This is a genomic window from Acinetobacter sp. WCHAc060006 (assembly GCF_004209135.1).
GTDB classification, from domain to species: Bacteria; Pseudomonadota; Gammaproteobacteria; order Pseudomonadales; family Moraxellaceae; genus Acinetobacter; species Acinetobacter cumulans.
Window position 1 is genome coordinate 1 of sequence record NZ_SGSS01000014.1, and the last position, 20,329, is coordinate 20,329.

22 protein-coding genes are annotated in these 20,329 nt (G+C 39.6%); 7 read left to right on the forward strand and 15 right to left on the reverse strand.

All coding sequences use genetic code 11. The annotated features are described in order from the left end of the window. Positions 1-152 precede the first annotated feature (152 nt). The 3 genes from EXE29_RS09650 (at position 153) to EXE29_RS09660 (ending at position 2,511) form a co-directional block, all read left to right on the forward strand. The gene (locus EXE29_RS09650; protein ID WP_120364560.1) at positions 153-743 is read left to right on the forward strand and encodes a DedA family protein; all 591 of its coding nucleotides are present in this window, start codon (positions 153-155) and stop codon (positions 741-743) included. A 113-nt stretch (positions 744-856) separates the two neighbouring features. Continuing rightward, positions 857-1,060 (forward strand): amino acid transport protein, encoded by a 204-nt coding sequence (locus EXE29_RS09655; RefSeq protein ID WP_106985781.1) that lies wholly within the window; start codon positions 857-859, stop codon positions 1,058-1,060. A gap of 161 nt (positions 1,061-1,221) precedes the next feature. Further along, a complete protein-coding gene (locus EXE29_RS09660; protein ID WP_117007649.1) occupies positions 1,222-2,511 on the forward strand; it encodes an MFS transporter in 1,290 nt (429 codons plus the stop codon). Positions 2,512-2,728: 217 nt separating this feature from the next. Here EXE29_RS09660 and EXE29_RS09665 read toward each other — a convergent pair whose 3' ends face one another. The 3 genes from EXE29_RS09665 to pnuC all read right to left on the reverse strand — a co-directional run bounded on the left by EXE29_RS09665 (position 2,729) and on the right by pnuC (position 4,379). Beyond that, positions 2,729-3,220: a DUF2505 family protein gene (locus tag EXE29_RS09665; protein WP_106985035.1), complete on the reverse strand. Its 492-nt coding sequence runs from the start codon at positions 3,218-3,220 to the stop codon at positions 2,729-2,731. Between the two features lie 258 nt (positions 3,221-3,478). Then, complete coding sequence (locus EXE29_RS09670) at positions 3,479-3,778, reverse strand: hypothetical protein (protein ID WP_106985036.1); 300 nt, start codon at positions 3,776-3,778, stop codon at positions 3,479-3,481. Positions 3,779-3,800: 22 nt separating this feature from the next. Further along, positions 3,801-4,379, reverse strand: a complete 579-nt coding sequence (gene pnuC, locus EXE29_RS09675) for a nicotinamide riboside transporter PnuC (RefSeq protein WP_106985037.1) — start codon at positions 4,377-4,379, stop codon at positions 3,801-3,803. Positions 4,380-4,591: 212 nt separating this feature from the next. On the opposite strand from pnuC, the gene EXE29_RS09680 reads away from it, so the two are divergent. Continuing rightward, positions 4,592-5,482: an alpha/beta hydrolase family protein gene (locus tag EXE29_RS09680; RefSeq protein WP_106985038.1), complete on the forward strand. Its 891-nt coding sequence runs from the start codon at positions 4,592-4,594 to the stop codon at positions 5,480-5,482. Positions 5,483-5,571: 89 nt separating this feature from the next. Here the strand turns inward: EXE29_RS09680 and EXE29_RS09685 are convergent, their stop codons facing one another. Then, positions 5,572-6,048, reverse strand: coding sequence for a hypothetical protein (locus EXE29_RS09685; protein ID WP_106985039.1), 477 nt, complete (start codon positions 6,046-6,048; stop codon positions 5,572-5,574). Between the two features lie 271 nt (positions 6,049-6,319). Here EXE29_RS09685 and EXE29_RS09690 point away from each other — a divergent pair, with 271 nt between their 5' ends. Next, positions 6,320-6,766: a GNAT family N-acetyltransferase gene (locus EXE29_RS09690; RefSeq protein ID WP_120364559.1), complete on the forward strand. Its 447-nt coding sequence runs from the start codon at positions 6,320-6,322 to the stop codon at positions 6,764-6,766. Between the two features lie 16 nt (positions 6,767-6,782). On the opposite strand, the gene EXE29_RS09695 is transcribed toward EXE29_RS09690, so the two are convergent. The 5 genes from EXE29_RS09695 to EXE29_RS09715 all read right to left on the reverse strand — a co-directional run bounded on the left by EXE29_RS09695 (position 6,783) and on the right by EXE29_RS09715 (position 11,670). Continuing rightward, positions 6,783-8,648 (reverse strand): sensor domain-containing diguanylate cyclase, encoded by a 1,866-nt coding sequence (locus EXE29_RS09695; RefSeq protein ID WP_228198772.1) that lies wholly within the window; start codon positions 8,646-8,648, stop codon positions 6,783-6,785. Between the two features lie 136 nt (positions 8,649-8,784). Next, positions 8,785-9,123 carry an FKBP-type peptidyl-prolyl cis-trans isomerase gene (locus tag EXE29_RS09700; RefSeq protein WP_106985042.1) on the reverse strand — a complete coding sequence of 113 codons (339 nt, stop codon included), beginning with the start codon at positions 9,121-9,123 and terminating at the stop codon, positions 8,785-8,787. 102 nt (positions 9,124-9,225) lie between these two features. Beyond that, entirely contained in the window at positions 9,226-9,849 is a 624-nt protein-coding gene (locus EXE29_RS09705) for an MgtC/SapB family protein (protein ID WP_120364557.1), read from the reverse strand. Between the two features lie 139 nt (positions 9,850-9,988). After that, positions 9,989-10,519: a YaeQ family protein gene (locus EXE29_RS09710; protein ID WP_120364556.1), complete on the reverse strand. Its 531-nt coding sequence runs from the start codon at positions 10,517-10,519 to the stop codon at positions 9,989-9,991. Between the two features lie 140 nt (positions 10,520-10,659). Further along, positions 10,660-11,670 (reverse strand): CobW family GTP-binding protein, encoded by a 1,011-nt coding sequence (locus EXE29_RS09715; protein ID WP_120364562.1) that lies wholly within the window; start codon positions 11,668-11,670, stop codon positions 10,660-10,662. Positions 11,671-12,206: 536 nt separating this feature from the next. Here EXE29_RS09715 and EXE29_RS09720 point away from each other — a divergent pair. Together EXE29_RS09720 and EXE29_RS09725 are read left to right on the forward strand one after the other, a co-directional pair. Then, positions 12,207-12,422: a hypothetical protein gene (locus EXE29_RS09720; RefSeq protein WP_106985045.1), complete on the forward strand. Its 216-nt coding sequence runs from the start codon at positions 12,207-12,209 to the stop codon at positions 12,420-12,422. Positions 12,423-12,764: 342 nt separating this feature from the next. After that, positions 12,765-14,372, forward strand: a complete 1,608-nt coding sequence (locus EXE29_RS09725; RefSeq protein ID WP_106985046.1) for a bifunctional 3-(3-hydroxy-phenyl)propionate/3-hydroxycinnamic acid hydroxylase — start codon at positions 12,765-12,767, stop codon at positions 14,370-14,372. Positions 14,373-14,801: 429 nt separating this feature from the next. Here EXE29_RS09725 and EXE29_RS09730 read toward each other — a convergent pair whose 3' ends face one another. The 6 genes from EXE29_RS09730 to EXE29_RS09755 all read right to left on the reverse strand — a co-directional run bounded on the left by EXE29_RS09730 (position 14,802) and on the right by EXE29_RS09755 (position 20,180). Further along, complete coding sequence (locus tag EXE29_RS09730; protein ID WP_120364555.1) at positions 14,802-15,701, reverse strand: LysR substrate-binding domain-containing protein; 900 nt, start codon at positions 15,699-15,701, stop codon at positions 14,802-14,804. A 3-nt stretch (positions 15,702-15,704) separates the two neighbouring features. Next, positions 15,705-16,943: an MFS transporter gene (locus EXE29_RS09735; RefSeq protein WP_120364554.1), complete on the reverse strand. Its 1,239-nt coding sequence runs from the start codon at positions 16,941-16,943 to the stop codon at positions 15,705-15,707. Next, positions 16,944-17,519 (reverse strand): TetR/AcrR family transcriptional regulator, encoded by a 576-nt coding sequence (locus EXE29_RS09740; RefSeq protein ID WP_106985049.1) that lies wholly within the window; start codon positions 17,517-17,519, stop codon positions 16,944-16,946. 333 nt (positions 17,520-17,852) lie between these two features. Further along, on the reverse strand, positions 17,853-18,374 hold the full coding sequence (locus EXE29_RS09745) for an acyl-CoA thioesterase (RefSeq protein WP_106985050.1): 522 nt from the start codon (positions 18,372-18,374) through the stop codon (positions 17,853-17,855). A 296-nt stretch (positions 18,375-18,670) separates the two neighbouring features. Next, positions 18,671-18,862 (reverse strand): hypothetical protein, encoded by a 192-nt coding sequence (locus EXE29_RS09750; RefSeq protein WP_120364553.1) that lies wholly within the window; start codon positions 18,860-18,862, stop codon positions 18,671-18,673. Between the two features lie 340 nt (positions 18,863-19,202). Further along, positions 19,203-20,180 carry a patatin-like phospholipase family protein gene (locus EXE29_RS09755; protein ID WP_106985052.1) on the reverse strand — a complete coding sequence of 326 codons (978 nt, stop codon included), beginning with the start codon at positions 20,178-20,180 and terminating at the stop codon, positions 19,203-19,205. Positions 20,181-20,329 lie beyond the last annotated feature (149 nt).

The window sequence follows — 20,329 nt, forward strand, 5'->3', positions numbered from 1 at the left end:
GTTAATACCGTATTCATACAAGTTACTCCAAATATTAAAGGTCCATTTGTCAGGTATTTTATTTAATATAAATTATTTGATGCTTTTTCATTATGGCTTAAGCCTCGTAAGAGAGAATAAACCTGCTTTGGATTGAGATTAAGTAAATTATTATGTTTGACTGGTCTGCCTTATTGCAACATTACGGCTATTTAGCTGTATTTGTCGGTGCATTTTTTGAAGGCGAAACCGTATTAATGCTCGGTGCTTATGCAGTACATCAACACATTTTATCTTTTTGGCCTCTGGTGGGAATTGCCATGATTGGTGGCTTTTTAGGCGATCAACTGTATTATTTCATTGGTGCAAAATATGGCTACGGCTTTATTCAAACTCGCCCACGGCTCAATCAAAAATTTGAAAGTGCCAGCCAAATTATTGCGCGTTATCCCACAGTTGCCATTTTAATCATGCGTTTTTTATGGGGCTTAAGAACCATCATCCCCATGAGCTTTGGCATTATGCATTATCCAGCACTGCGCTATTTGGTGATCAATTTGATTGCCAGTTTTATCTGGGCCTTTGTGGTGGTGAGTGTCGGTTTACAGGTCAGTCATTGGCTTCATATTTTTTGGCACATGCTTCTGCCCCATCAACATAAAATTGTCATTATTGGCGCAGTCATCTTCTGTATTTTGTTGGTGCGTATTGTGTATGGCCGTTTCGCCAAAAGCACTGAGTCCTCAGAGACGCGCTCATCTTAATCAATTTAATCTCGCAATTGAGTCACCAAGATATAAAATACTGATACACATGCACTTAAGTTAATTTTCAGTTCCTGTTGCTATATATGTAATTTTACAGGGAGGAAGTTAGCGTGAACGCGACTATACTTTTATTGGGTGTGCTGTTTAGCTCCATAGGCTTCGGCTATTTTTTATATGGTAAAAAACAACAAAAATCGGTGCCCTTGATCTGCGGTATTGCTTTAATTATTTACCCTTATTTTATTGAAAACATCAGCATCATGTTGGCGCTTGGCCTTATTCTTTGTGTGATTCCTAAATTTATTCGTCTATAAACTTCATCTAAAGCATACTATTTTTTTAAATATTTACATGATAAGTAATACAAAATTATATAATTAAAAGTTATTAAACCACCAATAAAGTTTGATTATTCAAGCAAATATCCCTTATCTACAATCCAAAGATACTGACTTGTTTTACCTTGGATTTTCGCATGGAAGCTCATCCACGCCTAACTCGTGAAGACAAACGAACACTCGGCCTCTCCTCATTAGGTGGTGCGCTTGAGTTCTATGACTTCGTGATTTATGTTTTTTACGCCAAAATTATTTCTGAATTATTTTTCCCAAGTACACTCAGCCCATTTTGGGCCATGCTCAATACTTATGGCATTTTTGCAGCAGGTTACTTCTTCCGCCCACTGGGTGGCGTGGTCATGGCGCATTTTGGTGACTTAGTGGGCCGTAAACGCCTATTTAGCTTGTCTATTTTACTCATGGCTTTGCCTACCTTACTCATTGGTGTCATGCCAACCTTCGAAAGCATTGGTTATGCAGCGCCCTTATTACTCTTACTTATGCGTATGGTTCAAGGCATTGCAATTGGCGGTGAAATTCCAGCAGCTTGGACCTTTGTTTCTGAACATGTACCTGAAAAGAAAATTGGGATTGCCAATGGCCTGCTGACTGCGGGTTTATCCTTAGGCATTTTGTTAGGTGCTTTAATGTCACTGTTTATTTCGCTCAAATTTTCTGAAGCTGAAATTCACGACTGGGCATGGCGTATTCCCTTTATTGTTGGCGGTATTTTTGGTTTTGTAGCGCTGTATTTACGTAGTTACCTCAAAGAAACTCCTGTATTTAAAGCCATGCAAGAGAAAAAAGCACTGGCAAAAGAACTGCCTGTTAAACAGGTGCTGGCAAAGCATAAAACAGCTGTCGTAATTGGTATGTTGTTTACATGGTTCTTAACAGGCTGTGTCGTGGTCCTGATTTTGGCCATGCCCAACTTACTCAGCACAGGCTTTGGCTTTGAACGTGCCGATGCGTTTAAAATGCAAAGTGCGGCCATTATTATGCAAATGGCAGGTTGTATTGTTGCAGGCTTATTGGCAGATCGCTTAGGTGCGGGCAAAGTCATGCTATTTGGTTCTTTACTCGTCACTGTACTGGCTACTGTGTTTTACAACAGCTTAGGTCATGTTGCTCCATCGACTGTGTTTGTGTTGTATATGCTTTTGGGCTTTAGCTCAGGTACTGTCGGAATGGTGTCTTATAGCATGGTGAAAATGTTCCCTGCACAAATTCGTTTTACAGGCATTTCATTTTCATACAACTTGGCCTATGCCATTGCTGGAGGCATTACTTTGCCATTGGTACAGTGGTTAAGCGCGTTTAGCCCAATTGGTGCTTTGTACTATGTTTGGGTGGTATGCATGGTGGCATTCTTCACAGCCATGCTGTATCGCGCAAAATTTGAGAAAGCCAACTTTCGGCCGAGCTAATGGCGCGAGTTAAATTAAATCGTTAAACAATGATTATTAACAAAGTATGTGCTAAAAAAAGGCTGGGCAACACTTAAAACACCTCATCCTTGAAACTCAAAAAGAGCAGTTAAACTGCTCTTTTTTATATATGCATGATGCTTAACACGTGCATTCTGACCAAGCTTTTACATTATAAGACATGCACGATTAATCAGGTCTAGCGCTTAAGCTTTATTTATAAATGCTTGCGTAATTCGTCTTCAATAATTTCAATTTCGACTTGGCTAAAACGACGGATTTCGCTTTCAGCATGACGTTCTAACATCCCACCAATGAGTGGTACTTTAATATTCACATTCCAATCTAAATGAAATACCACATGAGTGTCATCGCCAGTCACACGGCGTTGGCAGTTGGCCTTAAGTGGAAGATTTGGCTTTAAAATCACTTCTGAGGTCATGGCCTCTAAATTACTCACATCCGTGCGATGTAAACGAAATGCATCTTTCAAAAATTTTTTCGCAGTGTCAGGAATTTTTACATCTAAGTTATAAGCACGCTTCAGCGTATAAATATCGCCCATTTTTTCTGATTCAATAATTTCAAGTTGCTCCCCTGGAATGCGCTTACACACAGCTTCGTGTAGTTCTGTTCGAGCAGCTAAACGTTTAAAATCTTGTAATGAAATGCCTTGAATTGAAGCTTGCACAGTAAATTGATGCGCCATGTTATACCCTTTTTATATTTCGTTTTATTGTTGTATTCATCACTGTAGCATTACAGTTTGATTTATAGCTTATGCTATTGAATAACTCATACTATTAAATAATTTAAATCGAGTCTTTACATTGACTATAGATCTACATTTTATCGGCAAACTGGCCTATCGTTGCAAACTTAACCATCATTTGAGCCAACCACCTAAATATGCCAATACTGCAACATACAATAAAAGTTGATACCGCTAAATCGCCTAGAGCCTAGTTCATACCAACTTTAGCGCATGCTTATGCCCAAATCGACCACACCACAACACACTGATCTGGGTGGCATAATCAATCTGCATATATTGTGCTAAATATTGAAGCTTCATACAGTAATGCTCTGCACCATCATCTAAACCAGATACAATCATTTGTGTGGCTTTAGGAAAGTCCTGCAACCACGGTATTGCATAAGCGTCGCTAAGCTGCGCAAAATTTAGAAATTGCTCAGGTGTTTGATAAATTTGCTCGGCCACGGCATCAAACTGCTTTTGTTGCTCAAGCTTGAAATCAATTAACATGTTCTTTCTCTACCATGTCATTTTATCCACTCGGCATGCTCTGTTGTTTGTGTTTCGCCTGCAACCATGTATACCAACCATAGGCCGCCAACAGCACAAAAACGGCATATAAACCCGCTGTTAACAGTAAATCTTTATAAATAAACATGCCGACATAAATAATGTCTACCACTACCCAAAGTACCCAAGTGGCAATATATTTTCGACTGGTCCAATAAGTTGCCAACAAACTAAAGGCTGCCAATTGCGCATCCAGCCACGGCACGGCCGCATCGGTGAGGAATTTTAAGCCAGCCCCAAACAGCACCCCAAACAATGCAGTCACTGCAACTTGTAACCAGAGCTGACCCTGTGGCAAAGGCTCAATACGAATTTCATGATCTGTGGCTTGACCTTGCTTCCACTGTAAAAAGCCATACACTGCCAATCCCATAAATAAGATTTGCAGAATGGTTTCACCATACAATTTATAATCAAAGAAAATAAAAGCATAAAGCACATAAGCCAATAAATTAAACGGCCAGCACAACATGTGGCGACATACCGTAAGTGCAACCGCAATACAACTCACCAGTACCGCAATAATTTCGAGCTCCGACATGCCTGTCGCCTACTTTATTTTAAAAGCGCTATTATGGAAAAAAATACAATAACTGCAATCCTCTTTCTGTTATGCACGCCTCTTTCTGCTCATGTGCTTTCTGAACGCGTACGTATACAACCATCATTTGACAATTCGAGCACACGAGTACAAAAATAGAACTTGAAAAGCCTATATGACCATTTAAAAACATAAAACGATAAGAGCCTTTTATGACCCAGCACACTCAGACCAATGAAGCGGTAAAACCTATTTATATCAGTACAGCAGATGGCTACAGTATTGCTGCACATTTATATACATGTAAACAGCCCAAGGCCAGTATTGTCGTGGCGAGTGCGACAGGTGTACCTCAAGGTTTTTATCGACGCTTTGCAACCCATGCCACAACACAGGGCTTTCAAGTACTCACCTTTGATTACCGTGGGATTGCGCAATCCGCACCTGCACAATTACAAAACTTTCGTATGTCTTATTTAGATTGGGGCCAACATGACTTAACTGCTGCAATCGATTATTTGGCACAGTCGGACTTACCCATTTATATGGTTGGACACTCTTATGGTGGACAAGCACTTGGACTCACCCGCAATCATGATCTAGTAAGAATGATGTACTGCTTTGGCACAGGCGCCGGCTGGCATGGTTATATGCCTTTCAAAACCAAAGTACAGGTGCAAGTAATTTGGAATATTATTTTCCCACCCTTTGTAGCTACACATGGTTATTTGCCATGGAGTAAATTTAATATGGGCGCTGATTTACCATTGGATGTTTATCGTCAATGGCGTCAGTGGTGCAAACACCCGAATTACTTTTTTGCAGATCCACAGCAACAACATTTGCATGCACAATATGCTCAAGTGAAAACCCCAATTTATGCAGTGGCAGCCTTAGATGATGACTGGGCCTTACCAGCATCACGACAAGCCTTTATGCAACACTATCGTCAGGCACCATTACATTATATCGATGTGCAAGCCAAAGATTTAGGCTTAAAAGCCATTGGTCACATGGGCTATTTCCGCCAAGGTGCAGAAAAGCTATGGGACGATATGCTCAATACATTTACTCAAGATCTATCTGTGCAAAAATCAGCTTAATGACGTGAGCATGCCGAACTCGTTTCAAAGGCCTTTGTACGTAGCACTGAGTACATGACATGAAAGATGATCTTTAGCCGAACTTGAGATCATTCTATGGGAGCTTTGGTAATTTCTCTTTTGTGCTCTGTTCCCAAACGGTCTACATGCGCATAAAACACACCATAGCGCCCCATATAATATTCCAAGGACTGCTCGTAAAAATTCCAGTAAATCGAGTATTCATCTAGATCTAAGGCACGAATTTGGGTTTTACAGGTCACAGGCATTTTGCGCAGAATCTCGGCCTGTAATGCTTTAGCTTCATCTAGAGTGCTCACTTCATAGTGCTGTTCACAAAACATGCTGGCAACATCATCAAACAATTGTTGCTCATATTCATCCACCACATGCGTAATGCTGTCGTTTTGTCCCGCGCTTTGTGCGCTAATATTGGCTAGTTTTTCTGGTGCTTGATAGCGCTTTAAACGCTCGACATAGCGTTGCTTTTTCACAATTTTCTTTATCACCATCCAAAGCACACTCAGGACAATAAGAACACAAATCCACAATAAAAAATTGAGCATTATTTTTCACCTGTAGAGCTACGCACTCATCTCATTATTATTCTTCTAGATGGCGCACGCAAATACCAACCATCCAGCCATATTCACACGCTGTGAAGTCACATATTCAAAACAAAGTCACCTTAAAAGCGCAACACAACTGTCATAAAACATAAAACTCAGGCACAAATGCTTCAGAAACGCATCACAATGCAACAGTTCTTGGCTTTTATGTTTAACCCTTTTCTTGTGAAATTAAAAATATTTTCAGATTGATCAATTAGAAAAAAATATGATACGCGAAGCAAGGATTGAAGATATACCGCATATATTAAAAATTATTCACGAAAGTATTCGCACCTGTATAGACGATCATCAACGTGATGAAAGTAGCATTCAGATTCTACTTGAAGAAATGAATCAAGCAAATTTAACCTTATGGATGCTCTATAACGACAGCTGGGTCTATGTAGATGAGTACCGCATTGCGGGCGTTATTATGGTGAATGATCAAGGAAACATTCTACTGAATTATGTTGCCCCTGAGATGCAACTTCGTGGCTTTGGCGAAGCCCTGTTACTCAAATTATTTGAAACTTGCCACACTAAAAATATTTCTCAATTGACCTTAGAAAGTACACAGACCGCATTGCCGTTTTACCAAAAATATGGCTTCGAACGCACTCAGCCTTCCAATAGTGATTCTATGTTATTGGTCAAACAAGTAAGCCCACTATAAATCTTTTACATTAGACTCAAGCTTGATGTGGACTCACCTTCAGTTGGTCTCGCCCTGCTTGTTTTGCAGCATACAATTGAACATCAGCGGCTTTCATTAACTCATGAATATTTGCATAAGGGTGCTCACGGTTTTTATACGCCACCCCTATGCTTAATGTGACATAGTCTTTGCCATCACTACGGTTAAGGTGTTCAAATTGTTGCTGACGGACTGCATCCAAAACTTGGAGTAAATATTGCTCTGCCACGGGAATTGGCACGTTATGCATCACAATTGCAAACTCTTCACCACCGTAACGTGCCAAAAATGCTGTTTCAGGCAAACTTTGCTTCAGAACTTTCACAAGGCTCTGTAAAATCACATCACCCTTAAGATGCCCATAATAGTCATTATAATTTTTGAAATAATCGACATCTAACATGGCAAAAATCAGGGTTTTGTCTGAATAAGTTGGCGTTTGATCAAATAGCTGTTGTATCTCATGATTTAACGCATAGCGGTTAAAAGCACCTGTTAATGCATCAGTTTTCACTTGTAATTCTAGCTTTGCATTTAAGTTATGCAACTCTTCAGTACGACTTTTCACTTTTTGGTCGAGTGAACTATTTAGCTCAAGTAAGCGGGTATTTAATTGCTCTGTGTGATAAGTATAAAACGCATAATTTCTCGATTGCTGAAACATAATTAATAAAGCATACAAACTGGTCGCCACAAAAGATAAGTACACCGAATCAATCACATTGGCCATGAGCAAGAAGTCATTTAAAAATGCACTACATAAGAAAATAACAGCCCACAGATTCCACACAGAATAGCTCTCTTTAAACTTCAGCGTCTGTGAAAATCCATAGATAAGATTAATAATTACCGGCAAACAAAAAATCGCACAATACATACCAAGCTGATTAAATTGCTCTGGCTCAAGTACACATACCGCGCCCATATTTATACTGAGAAGAACAACTGACATTCCATAAATATAACGGTGTAAATATTTACGCTTCAGCATATAGATATAGCTGAGAAAAAATAAAATCGCGATGTAGCTAAATAAATATTCTAGGCGTGCCCCTAGTTTCCAATCTATTGTGGTAAAAGCGGTATAAGCATACGGCGCTGTAAAAAGATTATGTAAGGCCAAAAATAAAATAAACAGACCGAAAACAAACTCTTTTTGGCTTTCACGTACCATTGGGCCACGAAACAATGAAAATAATAATGTAAATAAACTCACACCGAGCACTGCACCACATACAGCCGCTATACTCATTTGTTGTTGTTGAAACTGCCGATTAATATTGCGGGCTAAGCCAATTCGCAGTGGATTTTCTAAGCCCCCATGTAATTCAGATGTATTAGCGACCTGAATACTGAGCGTAAAATACGCATCATTCGCTACGAAATATGCAATTTTAGGCGCTTTTTCAACTTCAATTTTAGCCAAATCTGCATTCACTTCACCTGCACGAACCAGCAAGTCGCCATTTAAAAAAACCTTATAAGCGCCATATTGATGAGGAATTTTAATCGCAACACGGCGCCCTACAGCATGTTGAGGTAAGCGAAAATGCGCAATATAAGTGCCATAACCACGGTTAGAACCTAAGCCTTTTTCCAAGGCACTAGGAAGCGTTATAGGTTCTGCCCTCAGTACGGTATTGGGGTCACGTAATAAATGATTTGGATAAAATAACCAGTCACCACCTAAGGCAATGGTATTGTCAGTATTAAAATTAAGCGTGTGGACCTGATGCTTTGAATAATAAGACTCAGGCTCTGGTTCATACTGTGCAAACGCCACAGTCGATAGACACGCCAGCAACCAACCTAAAAATAACCAGGTTTTTAATTTGCACAGAAATTTTACAGCTATCGACACTAGTTTGAGCATCCAATTTATTTAGATATTTTGCACATCAAACTTAATGTACGTTTAAATTACTGAATCGACAAATATTTTTTAATTTTAGTGATAAACAGCAATTGCTGTTTATCACGATGTTCACTTTTCGCTATTAATCACGTGTTTTCACGTCAAACAATTCAATTTCAAAAATTAAGTTTGAATTCGCAGGAATAATTTTGCCCATTTTGCGCTCACCATAAGCCAAATGCGCAGGTACCAAAAGTTTACGTTTACCGCCCACTTTCATACCCATAATCCCTTGATCCCAACCTTTAATCACACGGCCAGTCCCAATGACAGTTTCAAAATAATTACCGCGGTCAATTGAAGAGTCAAACTTAGTACCATCTTCTAACCAGCCTGTATAATGCGTAGTAATTAACGCACCTTTTACAGCCTCTTTACCTTCACCAATTTTTAAATCAATAATTTCAAGTTCGTTTGACATGATTTTGCCTAATTACAGATATAACAAGATAAGGACATTATAACAGCTCATCAACGCGATATTGTCAAAGCGCGAATATGTCCTCATGTTGCGTCACTATCTTTAAAAACTTAACTCTAAAATATCGCGATCATCTAACAAATAATCGGTTAACTGCCGATGGTGCTGTGCAGAACCAATGAGCACCCATCTGCCCACAATTTTCTGTTCACTTTTATATTGTTCGTTACGAATCACTTGCATGCCATAGTGCTTAAATAGCTCTTCATATTTATCTAAGGTTTCTTGCTGATACATGCATACAATGCGGTATTTACGTGCCTGATGGCGCTGCTCTATCCACTCTTGTACATACATGAGTAACACCAGTACCACCAATACCACAAAAGTGGCAAATAAACTCAGCACCACATAACCTGCACCAACAGCCATTCCGAGCGCTGCGGTCATCCAAATGGTGGTGGCTGTTGTAATCCCTGAAATTCGGTTGTCATCTTTAAAAATCACCCCTGCGCCCAAAAAACCTAAGCCTGTTAAAATATTAGCGGCTAAACGATCTGGATTTTCTACCCCAATTTTCAGCGACAGCATAGTTAATAAGCACGCACTGAGGCTCACCATAATCATGGTTCTTAAGCCTGCAGATTTACTTCGATATTCGCGTTCTGCGCCAATGACTGCACCAATACCAAGTGCAATCAGCAAATGATAAATCTCATTTGGCATGCTGTGGCCTATTGTTGTTTTAACTCTCTTTGGTATACCCAGAAACAAAAGAAAGATGCAAGCCTAAACCGCATCTTTCTTCATGTGATTGGCCCTATTTGGAAACAAGTTGGCCGTATCAATAGGGTCAAAACCCAGCTTATTTTAATTGTTCCCACTCAATTACAGCTTGTGCTGAATCGCCAATTAAGGTCCATTCACCATCCATCACGTTGAGCTGTAACTGCATCGTACGTTCACAAAGCGCTTGAATTGCGTCTGTGGTTGCCGTTGAAAGTTGCCATACTTCAAGGTTTTTAAGTGTTTTTAGCTTGCTATTACGCTTAAACCACTCATCCACCGAACTACCATAAGCCACAACCGCGACTTGTTGGCAACGTGCACACGCTTTTTTCACTTTGTCTTCGTCTGGCAAGCCGACTTCAATCCACTTGATCAGCTGACCTGTGAGATCTTTTTCCCATAGCGCAGGTTCATCCGTTTCAAAGAGATCTTTGGTAAACTCTAAAGCTTCATCGGCATAACGTGCATAGGCCAAAATACGAACCATAAGACGTTCAATGGTTTCAGACGGATGCAGTGCCATGGTCAATTGAAAGTCACCATATTGGTGTACATCCATATTGGCTATGTTCAAGTCTGCCTTATAAATCGTAGCTTTAAGCGCCATACATTAAGTCCTCAAATTTGGCGCTTAGCATACTCGATTTCACCCGTCGAATGTGGCTTTGCTGATGATTAAACATCGCTTAAGGCTCATGATTGCCCCTGATTCGGCACAGGTTTAGCACGCGATTACTCACGAGCTGACTACTCTGCCTCTACAATACGACATTGCATTAAAGCATTTTCAAAAGCTAACCAATCACGCGCTTCGGTGGTGAGGTAAATAATCTCAATTCGATTATCAATGCCTTCTTCAACCGACTGATAATTAAATTGTGCAGGATTGAAGTTAAAGCTTTTCCAGCCTTCATCCGTAGCAAATATTCCTTTAATCCGCAGCCAATCTTGTTGTTCACACAAAAGGTCCAGCAGGTCCATAAAATGAAAATGCCAACCTTTAGGAAGCTTCCAACCTGCCACACTATAGTCAGCTCTCGTTTCTACATAGTGATAAGGCAATTGTTTAATCACTTGTTGAGCCAATTCAGGTTGCTGTTGTATGCGTTGCAATAAAGGCTGCATTTTTCGGGTACTGGCGGTGTATGCTAAATCGATCTGTGCAAGTGCTACTTGACCCTGCGGTGCATCCAACCATAGTTGTTGGTAAGGTTGATATTCCTGTTTTAAAAGATCCAAAGCTTGCTGGTCAGCATCCGTCATCTGGTCAACATGAGATAAAGCAACGATTTGCGCTGCTTTTAATTGATCTGCATATAAATTTTGCGTGCTCCACTCACGATCATGCAACCGAGAGGCATCTACCACTGTTACCAAAGCACGCATATTGAGATGACTTTGCCAATGCGGTTCAGTCAATTGCTCCAAAAGCTGTGCAGGATGGCCTAAACCTGTGGGTTCTATAAATAAACGGTCTGGTTTGTTTTCGCTTAATAAGCGCGATAAAGCAATTTGCATAGGCATTTGGCTACTACAACACAAACAGCCCCCTAATAGCTCTTTGACTGCATAGCCCTGATCTTGTGGAAGCAAGGCTTGATCTACCCCAATTTGGCCAAATTCATTCATGAGCACTGCCCACACTTCACCATTGGGCTTTTGGCTCAATACATGCTTAAGTAAAGTGGTTTTTCCTGCGCCCAAAAAACCAGAAATAATATGGACAGGAATCACTTTTGGCGTTGCGATAATTTTCAAAACTTCACCCAAGTCAGGTTTGCATCAAGACCTACTGCTTATAACGGCTTAGACTTGAGCTTGCAAGTGAAAAGCTTTGATCTCGCCTATCTCATCAACCAGAACCGAAGGTGAATACTAAAACGAATAAACCATGAGACAGCTCAATGCCACACCAGACAAGAAAAAAATAAATGTGACGTACTTATCATTATGTGTCGAAACTCTGTTTTTTCGAAACATCATCTTACACTTGGTTATGTGAATATTCTCATAAAACAAGCACTTTGACTGTTTGATGTAACCCAACTGTGAAGATAAATCGTCATTTCATGGCACATCAGAACATGAATAATTTACATTTGATTGTTTTCTAGGCGCCATATCAACAATTCCCCTACAAAGCGTATGGATATGTGACAAAAAGTAATCTCTAAACGTAACTTTTGTGAGTTGCATTGATCATCCTTAATTCAACTTTTAGCATGTCCTACATCCAAACGAATGGTGATGCATTGGTTTGAGAAAGATCAAATTAAATTTAAGGATGCCCTATCATGAAATTATCTCAAGTATTATTAGCTTCGCTTTTATCTGCAACAGCATTAACAACTTTTGCTGCAACAGAAGAACAAGCAACTCAACCTCAAACTGACAAAGTCGTTGTAAGCACACAAGAACAGCCTGCAACAACTGACACAACAACGACTGCAGCAGATGCATCTGCACCAGCATCTGAAGCTTCTGCAGAAACAGCTCCAGCAGCACAATAATTCTTTTTACTCCAGAAGAAGTTTTATTGCCATAAAGTTGATTGGGTTGAGGGACTGCTGAATCATCAACTCTATTCAACTTTAAAAGCGGAATAACCTTTACAGTTATTCCGCTTTTTTTGATCAAAAATGCCTATCAACCATAGAAAAAATGAATAGATAAATTAGCTAAATCTATACCATAAATTTAATTATATTATTTTATATCAAATACTTAAAAAAAGACCCAATTGAATAAGGCATGAATAGCATACATAGTCTCTACTTATGCATAGCTTGTTTAGACCAAACACTTAGACCTTAATAGAGCTCAACGGATGTCAAATGATTGGATCTTTGCACATGAGCAATAAAGCAAATTACACTACTGAAGTCGCTGTTTTGGGTGCAGGCCCAGTCGGCTTAACGATTGCAAACTACTTGAGCAAACAAGGTGTTCAAGTCACTGTAGTTGAGCAACTCGACAGTCTAATTGATTACCCACGTGCAATTGGTATTGATGATGAATCTTTACGTACCATTCAGTCATTGGGCTTAGTTGACCAAGTACTACCGCATACTACACCAAATCACGCAATGCGCTTCTTAACGCCTAAAGGCCGTTGCTTTGCTGATATTCAGCCATTAACACGTGAATTTGGTTTCTCTCGTCGTAATGCATTCATTCAGCCACAAGTGGATAATGTTTTACTACAAGGTTTAAAACAATACAAAACCACTGAAGTTCGCTTTGCCCGTCATTTAACACACTTTAGCCAAAATGCGGATGGTGTGACTTTAAATGTGAAGAATAAAGACGGCGCTGAAGAAGTAATCACTGCAAAATATCTTATCGCATGTGATGGCGGTAACTCTATTGTACGCCGTACTTTAGGTGTTCCTTTTGAAGGTGAAACTGCACCAAACCAATGGATCGTTATTGATATTGAAAACGACCCATTAGCGACACCACATATTTATCTATGCTGTGACCCTGTTCGTCCATACGTATCGGCTGCATTACCACACGGTATCCGTCGTTTCGAATTCATGGTAATGCCAGGTGAAACTCAAGAAGAATTAAGCAAACCAGAAAATATTGCAAAATTATTGTCTAAAGTATTGCCAAATACAGATGGTATTGAAGTCATTCGTCAACGTGTTTATACACACAATGCACGTATTGCGGATAAATTCCGTGTAGACCGTATTTTACTTGCGGGTGATGCTGCGCACATCATGCCAGTATGGCAAGGTCAAGGCTATAACAGTGGTATGCGTGATGCCTTCAACTTGGCTTGGAAAGTCGCATTGGTTGTGAAAGGTAATGCAGGTCCTGAATTACTAGACACCTACCAAGTAGAACGTAAAGACCATGCAAAAGCGATGATCGACCTATCTGTTATGGCGGGTCATGTACTTGCGCCACCTAAAAAATGGCAAGGTTTTGTACGTGATGGTATTGCTTATGCATTAAATTACATCAAGCCAATCAAACAGTACTTACTCGAAATGCGTTTCAAACCAATGCCTAAATACAATGACGGTGCTTTGGTAACCAATAACAGTAAAGACAGCCCTGTAGGCAAAATGTTTATTCAACCACACGTAAAACTTGAAAATGGTGAAACCATTTTACTAGATGAAGTGATTGGGAATGATTTCGCGGTGATTGCTTGGGGTGTTGATCCTCAATGGGGTCTGTCAGAAGCAAATATGAAACAATGGCAAAAACTGGGTGTTAAATTTATCCAAGTGATTCCAGCGGTTCAATTGGGCAATGAAAACCGTAAGAAATTTGAAGGTGTGATTACGATTGGTGATATCGGTACAGATATTCGCACATGGTTCGGTAAAACTTCAGACTCTATCGTGATTTTACGTCCTGACCGTTTTGTGGCTGCCTTGGCTATTCCACAAAGCATGAATGCCGTGAGCGAACAATTATTCGCTAAGTTGCATGCAAAATAATGCACGACATTGCTGATCCCCTTTTTTAGGGGATCACAGATAAAAAGGCCACGCTAATGCGTGGCCTTTTTTATGCATTCGCAAAAATTGCTCTTAGCAATCTCAGGTAGCTCGAGTTCTGCTCGTGAGTCTTTTTAATTCATAACAGTAATTCAAGACGTGAATACTTCTATATTTTTATAGATATGCATATCAGTCACAGCAAAGTTATCTGCAAATTTTGCTGAATCGCACAATTAAAATTATACAGTGCGTTTCGCCTGAAAATTGGCCATTAGGATAGAACGAAAAACCATTTTCTAAACTTGTTCTCTGGCCATGTTTTGCTATCACAGTAATTTTCTCGCCTCGCCATAAATTGAATTAAGAGAATCGTTGTACAAAAAAGCCAGTCTAGAGACTGGCTTTAAAATAAACATCACTGCATGCTTAAAGCGGTGAGAAATCCATATAGAACTGTTCTCTTAACACCTTCAAAATCAGTTCAATCGCCTCATTGCGTTTCTCTTTATGATAACTCGCATAAAGCCCAATCATGGGCAAAGGTTCAATCGTGCTTTTCACCACAATTTTATCGCCCAATAAAGGGATCACATAAGAAGGGACTAAACTCCAACCCACCCCCATGCCGACTAAATTGACATTGAGCAAAATATTGGTCGAATATTGAACCACATTGACATCCAATTTCGATTGCTTAAAGAAACCTTGAATAATGCGATATAACTCAGGAGATGAGTGCTCATCACTCACAATAAAATCTTGCTGATTAAACGTTTTAATACTGATGTGTCGTTGCTGCGCAGCGCTACAGTCTTTGGGCATAATAAGTGCCAACGGTTCAGTAAAAACTTGAATGGTTTCTATATCTGCCGAGTCTGCAGGGTATCGCGTAAAAGCAATATCAATTTCGCCACGCTGTAAGGCCTTGAGCTGATCACTGTCGGTTAAGCTATGAAAGTGGATTTTAAGCTCAGGAAACTTCGCACGAATATTTGGCATGATATACGGAAAAACTTTCATTTCCGCCACAGGTACAAAACCAATATTTAACTGTTCTTTGTTTAACTGTGCAATTTGACGAGCATCAATCACCGCTTTTTCTGCATGTTCTAAACTTAAACGTGCCTCTTTTAAAAAAGCCTTACCTTCTTCCGTCAGCTCCACTTTACGGTTTGAGCGTATTAATAACTGCACACCCACTTCATGCTCTAAGTCTTTAATTTGCTGGCTTAACGAAGGTTGCACTGTACACATGCGCTGTGCTGCTTTGGTAAAATTGAGCTCTTCAGCCACAGCTACAAAATAACGTAAATGACGCAATTCCACATTTTACCCCTTGTTGGATGTTTGAGCTTGTACACTTGCTGGAACTGCCGATACACGATAAATCAGTAAGGTAAACAGCACCATCAAAGCACAAAATAAATAGGTAAATTGATAATCAAATTTGGCAATCAGGAAGCCCATAATCACCGAGCCTACTGCCAATCCAATGTCGAATAAAGCAAAAAATGTTGAAATTGCATGCCCCATTCGTTGCTTTGACACAGCCTGAATGGCTATCGTTTGCATGCATGGAAACAATGATCCATATCCCACACCAATAAATACCGCAGATAGCCATAAAATCCACTGGTTTTGCATAAAGCTCACAATGACCAGACCAATAAAAAAGGCAATAAACGATGGATAAATAACTGAGCTTGGTCCTTTCTGATCATAGCGCTTGCCCACCCAAGGGCGCACAGTAATCATAGAGACGGCAAAAACAATGAAAAATAAACTGGCATAGGCCAACAGTTTTTTGCTGTCTGCAAATGCTGTAATAAAGCTGGTAATGCTGGAATATGAAAATGCCACCAGCATGGCCACCAAGCTAATTGGTAAAACTTTGGTTTCCACAATATCGTGTAAAGCAATGCCTTTGCGTGGCTGTTGCGCAGCTACTTCAGCTGAACTGCTATTCACCGTTTTTACTGTCGGGTTTTCTTCTACTTTAAGCGTTAAGCAAAATGCATAACCAATAAAAGTGACGCCTGTAAGTAATGCAAATAACACCGTAAAACTAGAAAACTGAATAATACTGAGCGCGAGTAAAGGGCCAAATACCGCACCTAAATTGGTCGACATCACAAAATAGCCCATACCCTCACCTTTACGGCGATCGGGTATAAAGTCATTCACTACAGGGACATTGACCGTGGTCAAAATACTGAACCAAAAACCATGTAAAAAACGAACCAGCAATAAGCTCCATAAACTATCAATGAGCAAATAACTAAAGGTAAAAAGAACAAACAATAAGCCTGCATAACGCAGTGATGGTTTTTTCCCCCACTTTTGCACAATTAAGCCTGAAAATGGCCGAATCGCAATGGAAGAAAGCAAAAATAGCGTGAGGGCTAAACCCGCCTCTTTTACACTGCCTCCCAAATCTTGCATGATGTAAACAGGCAAAACCGTGAGCGTGGCGAAATAATAAATAAACAGAAATAAGTTATTGCATAGGCACAAAATAAAAGAGCGATTCCATAAATGCTCTGGTGTCACCTGTATATCTTGAGCCATTTATGCGCCACCCTGCTCAGCCAATAACATTGGTGCCAGTGCAACCTGAATAATCTTTTCAATATAAGGCTGATCAGGTACGGCATTGAAAAAAATAATTTGATAATGAATTGCACCGTACAACATATCGAGCATCGACTCGAAATCATAATCAGCACAAATCTCTTGACGTGCTATAGCCAACTGAATCAATTTTCGTGTTTGCTCACGACGGGGTAATAAATACTGCTTAAAAAAGTCACCCGCAGCTTCGCGATGCTCAGCCATCACCACCAACAATGCACGACCGACCTGATGATTCAGTGCAATAGATAATTTCAAAAGCTGTTGTGTTAAGTTGTATTGCACTGTTTGGCTAAAGTCCAAATCAAAGACTGACTCAGTATTTTCTTTGAAAGCATCAAAAACCAAATCAGACTTATGATTCCACCAGCGGTAAATCGTCGACTTCCCTACACCCGCACGTGCTGCAATATCTTCAATACTGAGCTTACTGTAGTCGACATCGAGTAAAGCTTCATTCACTGCTTTAAGTATGCATTGCTTACGTCTTGATGTTTTTTCGGCATCATTCATTACATGCTTATCCTGTATGCATCACGTCGCACTTTGAATGTATGGGTGCTATGCGATCAAGCTAATTTCTACAATATATTTTCAAAATTTCGAAACGATACGTATCGTTTTATTTTAAGCTTAATTGACTGCATGTACTACTGCTAATCGACCAATCTGGCTTAAACTTTAGTGGAATACTCGGATTATATTGAGATTCAGTAAACACCATAGCCAAGTACGAAAATTCTTGGCCTGTATTCGCTTTCAATGCCTGTTGAATCCCGCACAGCACAATCATCAGCGCATAAAAAAGGCCACCGAAGCGACCTTTTATTTTTAAAAACCTTGCATTTAGTTGTGCATCGATTTTTTGTAAATACTACAAGATGGATGATGGTTTTCTTGTAAACGTGCAATTTTACGTTGCTCAGCCGCTTCAAAGCGACAACGTTTCCAGTCATTGTCTAAGTTGAGTTGTGGAATTGGCTTAGGTTTACCATTTTCATCCACAGCAACCATGGTGAAATAGCAACTATTGGTATGGCGCACAGTACGTTTTTGAATATTTTGAGCTTCAACACGGATACCAATTTCCATGGAAGTACGTCCCACATGATTCACGCAAGCCAAGAAAGTCACCAATTCACCCACATGGATCGGCTCTTTAAAATTCACTTTATCTACAGATAAAGTCACTACATAACTACCTGAAAAACGGCTCGCACAAGCGTATGCAACTTGATCCAGTAACTTCAGAATTGTACCGCCATGAACATTACCGGAAAAATTCGCCATATCTGGCGTCATTAGTACCGACATTGTTAATTCGGATTGGTCATCTGATGCTGGAGCAATTTGATCTAATGGGGACATCGCGTTTCTCTAGACTCGTGATAGAACAAAGATTATTGAGATTATTATAACTTTTTTAAGCCAAATAAAATGTTCAAATCGGCAAAAAACCATCATTATTATTTATAGTGATTCAACCATCATTCAAGAAAATATATATCAAGAGGTATAAATCACTATAGATCAATAATATGCAGGGTGCAGGGAAATTTATGATTCGGTTGAGGCACATCTACCATGACTTAAAGCCATCTATTTAAAGTTTCAATCTGTATGTTTTACCCTACGACCTTGCACCAAACAGATAAATAAATACTTTATGACTGTGCATCTATAGCCAAAGAACTTTTTAACATTTCTGCTGAAACATTGTCATAGGTTAATGTAGATCCGTTTCCTTCAGGTGACTCAATCACATAAGAGCCATCAATCTTGAGCTGAACCACCACGAAAATATAATTTGGCATAGAGGCCAAAGTTACGCGGTCACCAATTTGAAATTTTTGCATACAGCACTCTTTTTTCTGGACTCAGTTTTATTGATTTAAAGTATTAAACTTTGGATTTTAGTCTAGAGAATTTCAATACACTGGTAAACTTAAATATGTGAATATATAGGTTAAATATATAAATTGTCTTATTCATAATCTTTTACAGATTAATCAAAAATAATAAATACAATTCAATGCTTTAATCAAATATATTCTGCTTTTATTAAATATTTTGAACTAAAAAAGTTGCAGACTATAAACTTCAGTTGAATATGATTTTTTGCACTATAAAAAAAGAGCAGGTATATACCTACTCTTTTTTAATAAATTAACCCAGTTGACTTATATAGATTAGGCCTTACTGCTGAACTGTATATTGAATATTTTGATTCAGCGGATAGTGGTGTTTAGCATAAGCCAATGAAATCTCATTAAGCTTTTCGTCTGCTGCTTCTACCCCAGCCTGCATAGTCGCTTCACGGCCTTTCACATCAAAAATATGTGCCTTTTCACGTAAGTCTGGCTGAATCACAACATCTGCGCGTTTCATTTCTTCTTTGGCTAAATAAAACTGCATAATGTTAATGTTTTGGTTAAACAAGCCCCATACATTACTGGTTTCAGTATGAATAGGCTTCGCCAAAATATCGACAGCAATAATAATATCAGCGCCTAGTTCGCGTGCAGTGTCCACAGGCACTGGACTCACCAAACCGCCATCAACATATTCTTGCTTTTGAATTACTGCAGGAATGAACATACTCGGTATTGATACGGATGCGCGTACAGCTTGTCCTGTATTTCCTGCATTAAACACCACTTTATGTCCTTCTTGCAGTTCGGTTGCCACCACATACATTGGGATTTTGAGCTTTTCTAAAGGGACATGATCGACTTGCGTATTGACATAGTCTTCTACTTTTTTGCCATCCAATACGCCTTTTTTATCTAAACGAATCTCGCGAACATCTGCAGGCTTCATATTCAATGCAATGTCACGTAGTTCATCTGCAGACTTCCCAGAGGCATAGATTGAACCCACAATACTGCCTGCACTGGTACCAACAATAAAATCTGGACGTATGCCGTGTTGTTCTAACACTTGAATAACACCAATATGGGCGTAGCCACGTGCACCACCACTACCCAAGACCAATGCGACGATTGGACGCTTGTTTTGCTGTTTTAATTTTTTAAAATCGACCTGATTCGGTACCACATGGGCTTCCGCAATTTCACCTGAACCCTGTGTGCTCTTTGAGCTCGATATTAAGGCCTGATCTGTTGCTTTTGTGGCTTGTGCACCAATACTCTGACAACCCACAACGCCAGTCATCAGACACGTTATTAAAACTGTGTTTATATTCACGACACTTGATCCAACATATTATTCGTTTTATAAAGACGCCTAGTCTAGAACGATCCCTAAATTTGCACTGTTATGAAACGTTAAGACTCTATTACAAAAAGTATAAGTCACTCTGT

What these genes read in the sequence shown, in the direction of transcription:
- EXE29_RS09665 (WP_106985035.1), bottom strand. Translation starts at nt 3,220, where the DNA reads ATGGCGCATCAATTTACTGTGCAAGCTTCAATTCAAGGCATTTCATTA.
- EXE29_RS09650 (WP_120364560.1), top strand. Translation starts at nt 153, where the DNA reads ATGTTTGACTGGTCTGCCTTATTGCAACATTACGGCTATTTAGCTGTA.
- EXE29_RS09680 (WP_106985038.1), top strand. Translation starts at nt 4,592, where the DNA reads ATGACCCAGCACACTCAGACCAATGAAGCGGTAAAACCTATTTATATC.
- EXE29_RS09725 (WP_106985046.1), top strand. Translation starts at nt 12,765, where the DNA reads ATGAGCAATAAAGCAAATTACACTACTGAAGTCGCTGTTTTGGGTGCA.
- EXE29_RS09700 (WP_106985042.1), bottom strand. Translation starts at nt 9,123, where the DNA reads ATGTCAAACGAACTTGAAATTATTGATTTAAAAATTGGTGAAGGTAAA.
- EXE29_RS09720 (WP_106985045.1), top strand. Translation starts at nt 12,207, where the DNA reads ATGAAATTATCTCAAGTATTATTAGCTTCGCTTTTATCTGCAACAGCA.
- EXE29_RS09755 (WP_106985052.1), bottom strand. Translation starts at nt 20,180, where the DNA reads ATGACTGGCGTTGTGGGTTGTCAGAGTATTGGTGCACAAGCCACAAAA.
- EXE29_RS09690 (WP_120364559.1), top strand. Translation starts at nt 6,320, where the DNA reads ATGATACGCGAAGCAAGGATTGAAGATATACCGCATATATTAAAAATT.
- EXE29_RS09660 (WP_117007649.1), top strand. Translation starts at nt 1,222, where the DNA reads ATGGAAGCTCATCCACGCCTAACTCGTGAAGACAAACGAACACTCGGC.
- EXE29_RS09745 (WP_106985050.1), bottom strand. Translation starts at nt 18,374, where the DNA reads ATGTCCCCATTAGATCAAATTGCTCCAGCATCAGATGACCAATCCGAA.
- EXE29_RS09710 (WP_120364556.1), bottom strand. Translation starts at nt 10,519, where the DNA reads ATGGCGCTTAAAGCTACGATTTATAAGGCAGACTTGAACATAGCCAAT.
- EXE29_RS09670 (WP_106985036.1), bottom strand. Translation starts at nt 3,778, where the DNA reads ATGTTAATTGATTTCAAGCTTGAGCAACAAAAGCAGTTTGATGCCGTG.
- pnuC (WP_106985037.1), bottom strand. Translation starts at nt 4,379, where the DNA reads ATGTCGGAGCTCGAAATTATTGCGGTACTGGTGAGTTGTATTGCGGTT.
- EXE29_RS09685 (WP_106985039.1), bottom strand. Translation starts at nt 6,048, where the DNA reads ATGCTCAATTTTTTATTGTGGATTTGTGTTCTTATTGTCCTGAGTGTG.
- EXE29_RS09740 (WP_106985049.1), bottom strand. Translation starts at nt 17,519, where the DNA reads ATGAATGATGCCGAAAAAACATCAAGACGTAAGCAATGCATACTTAAA.
- EXE29_RS09735 (WP_120364554.1), bottom strand. Translation starts at nt 16,943, where the DNA reads ATGGCTCAAGATATACAGGTGACACCAGAGCATTTATGGAATCGCTCT.
- EXE29_RS09750 (WP_120364553.1), bottom strand. Translation starts at nt 18,862, where the DNA reads ATGCAAAAATTTCAAATTGGTGACCGCGTAACTTTGGCCTCTATGCCA.
- EXE29_RS09705 (WP_120364557.1), bottom strand. Translation starts at nt 9,849, where the DNA reads ATGCCAAATGAGATTTATCATTTGCTGATTGCACTTGGTATTGGTGCA.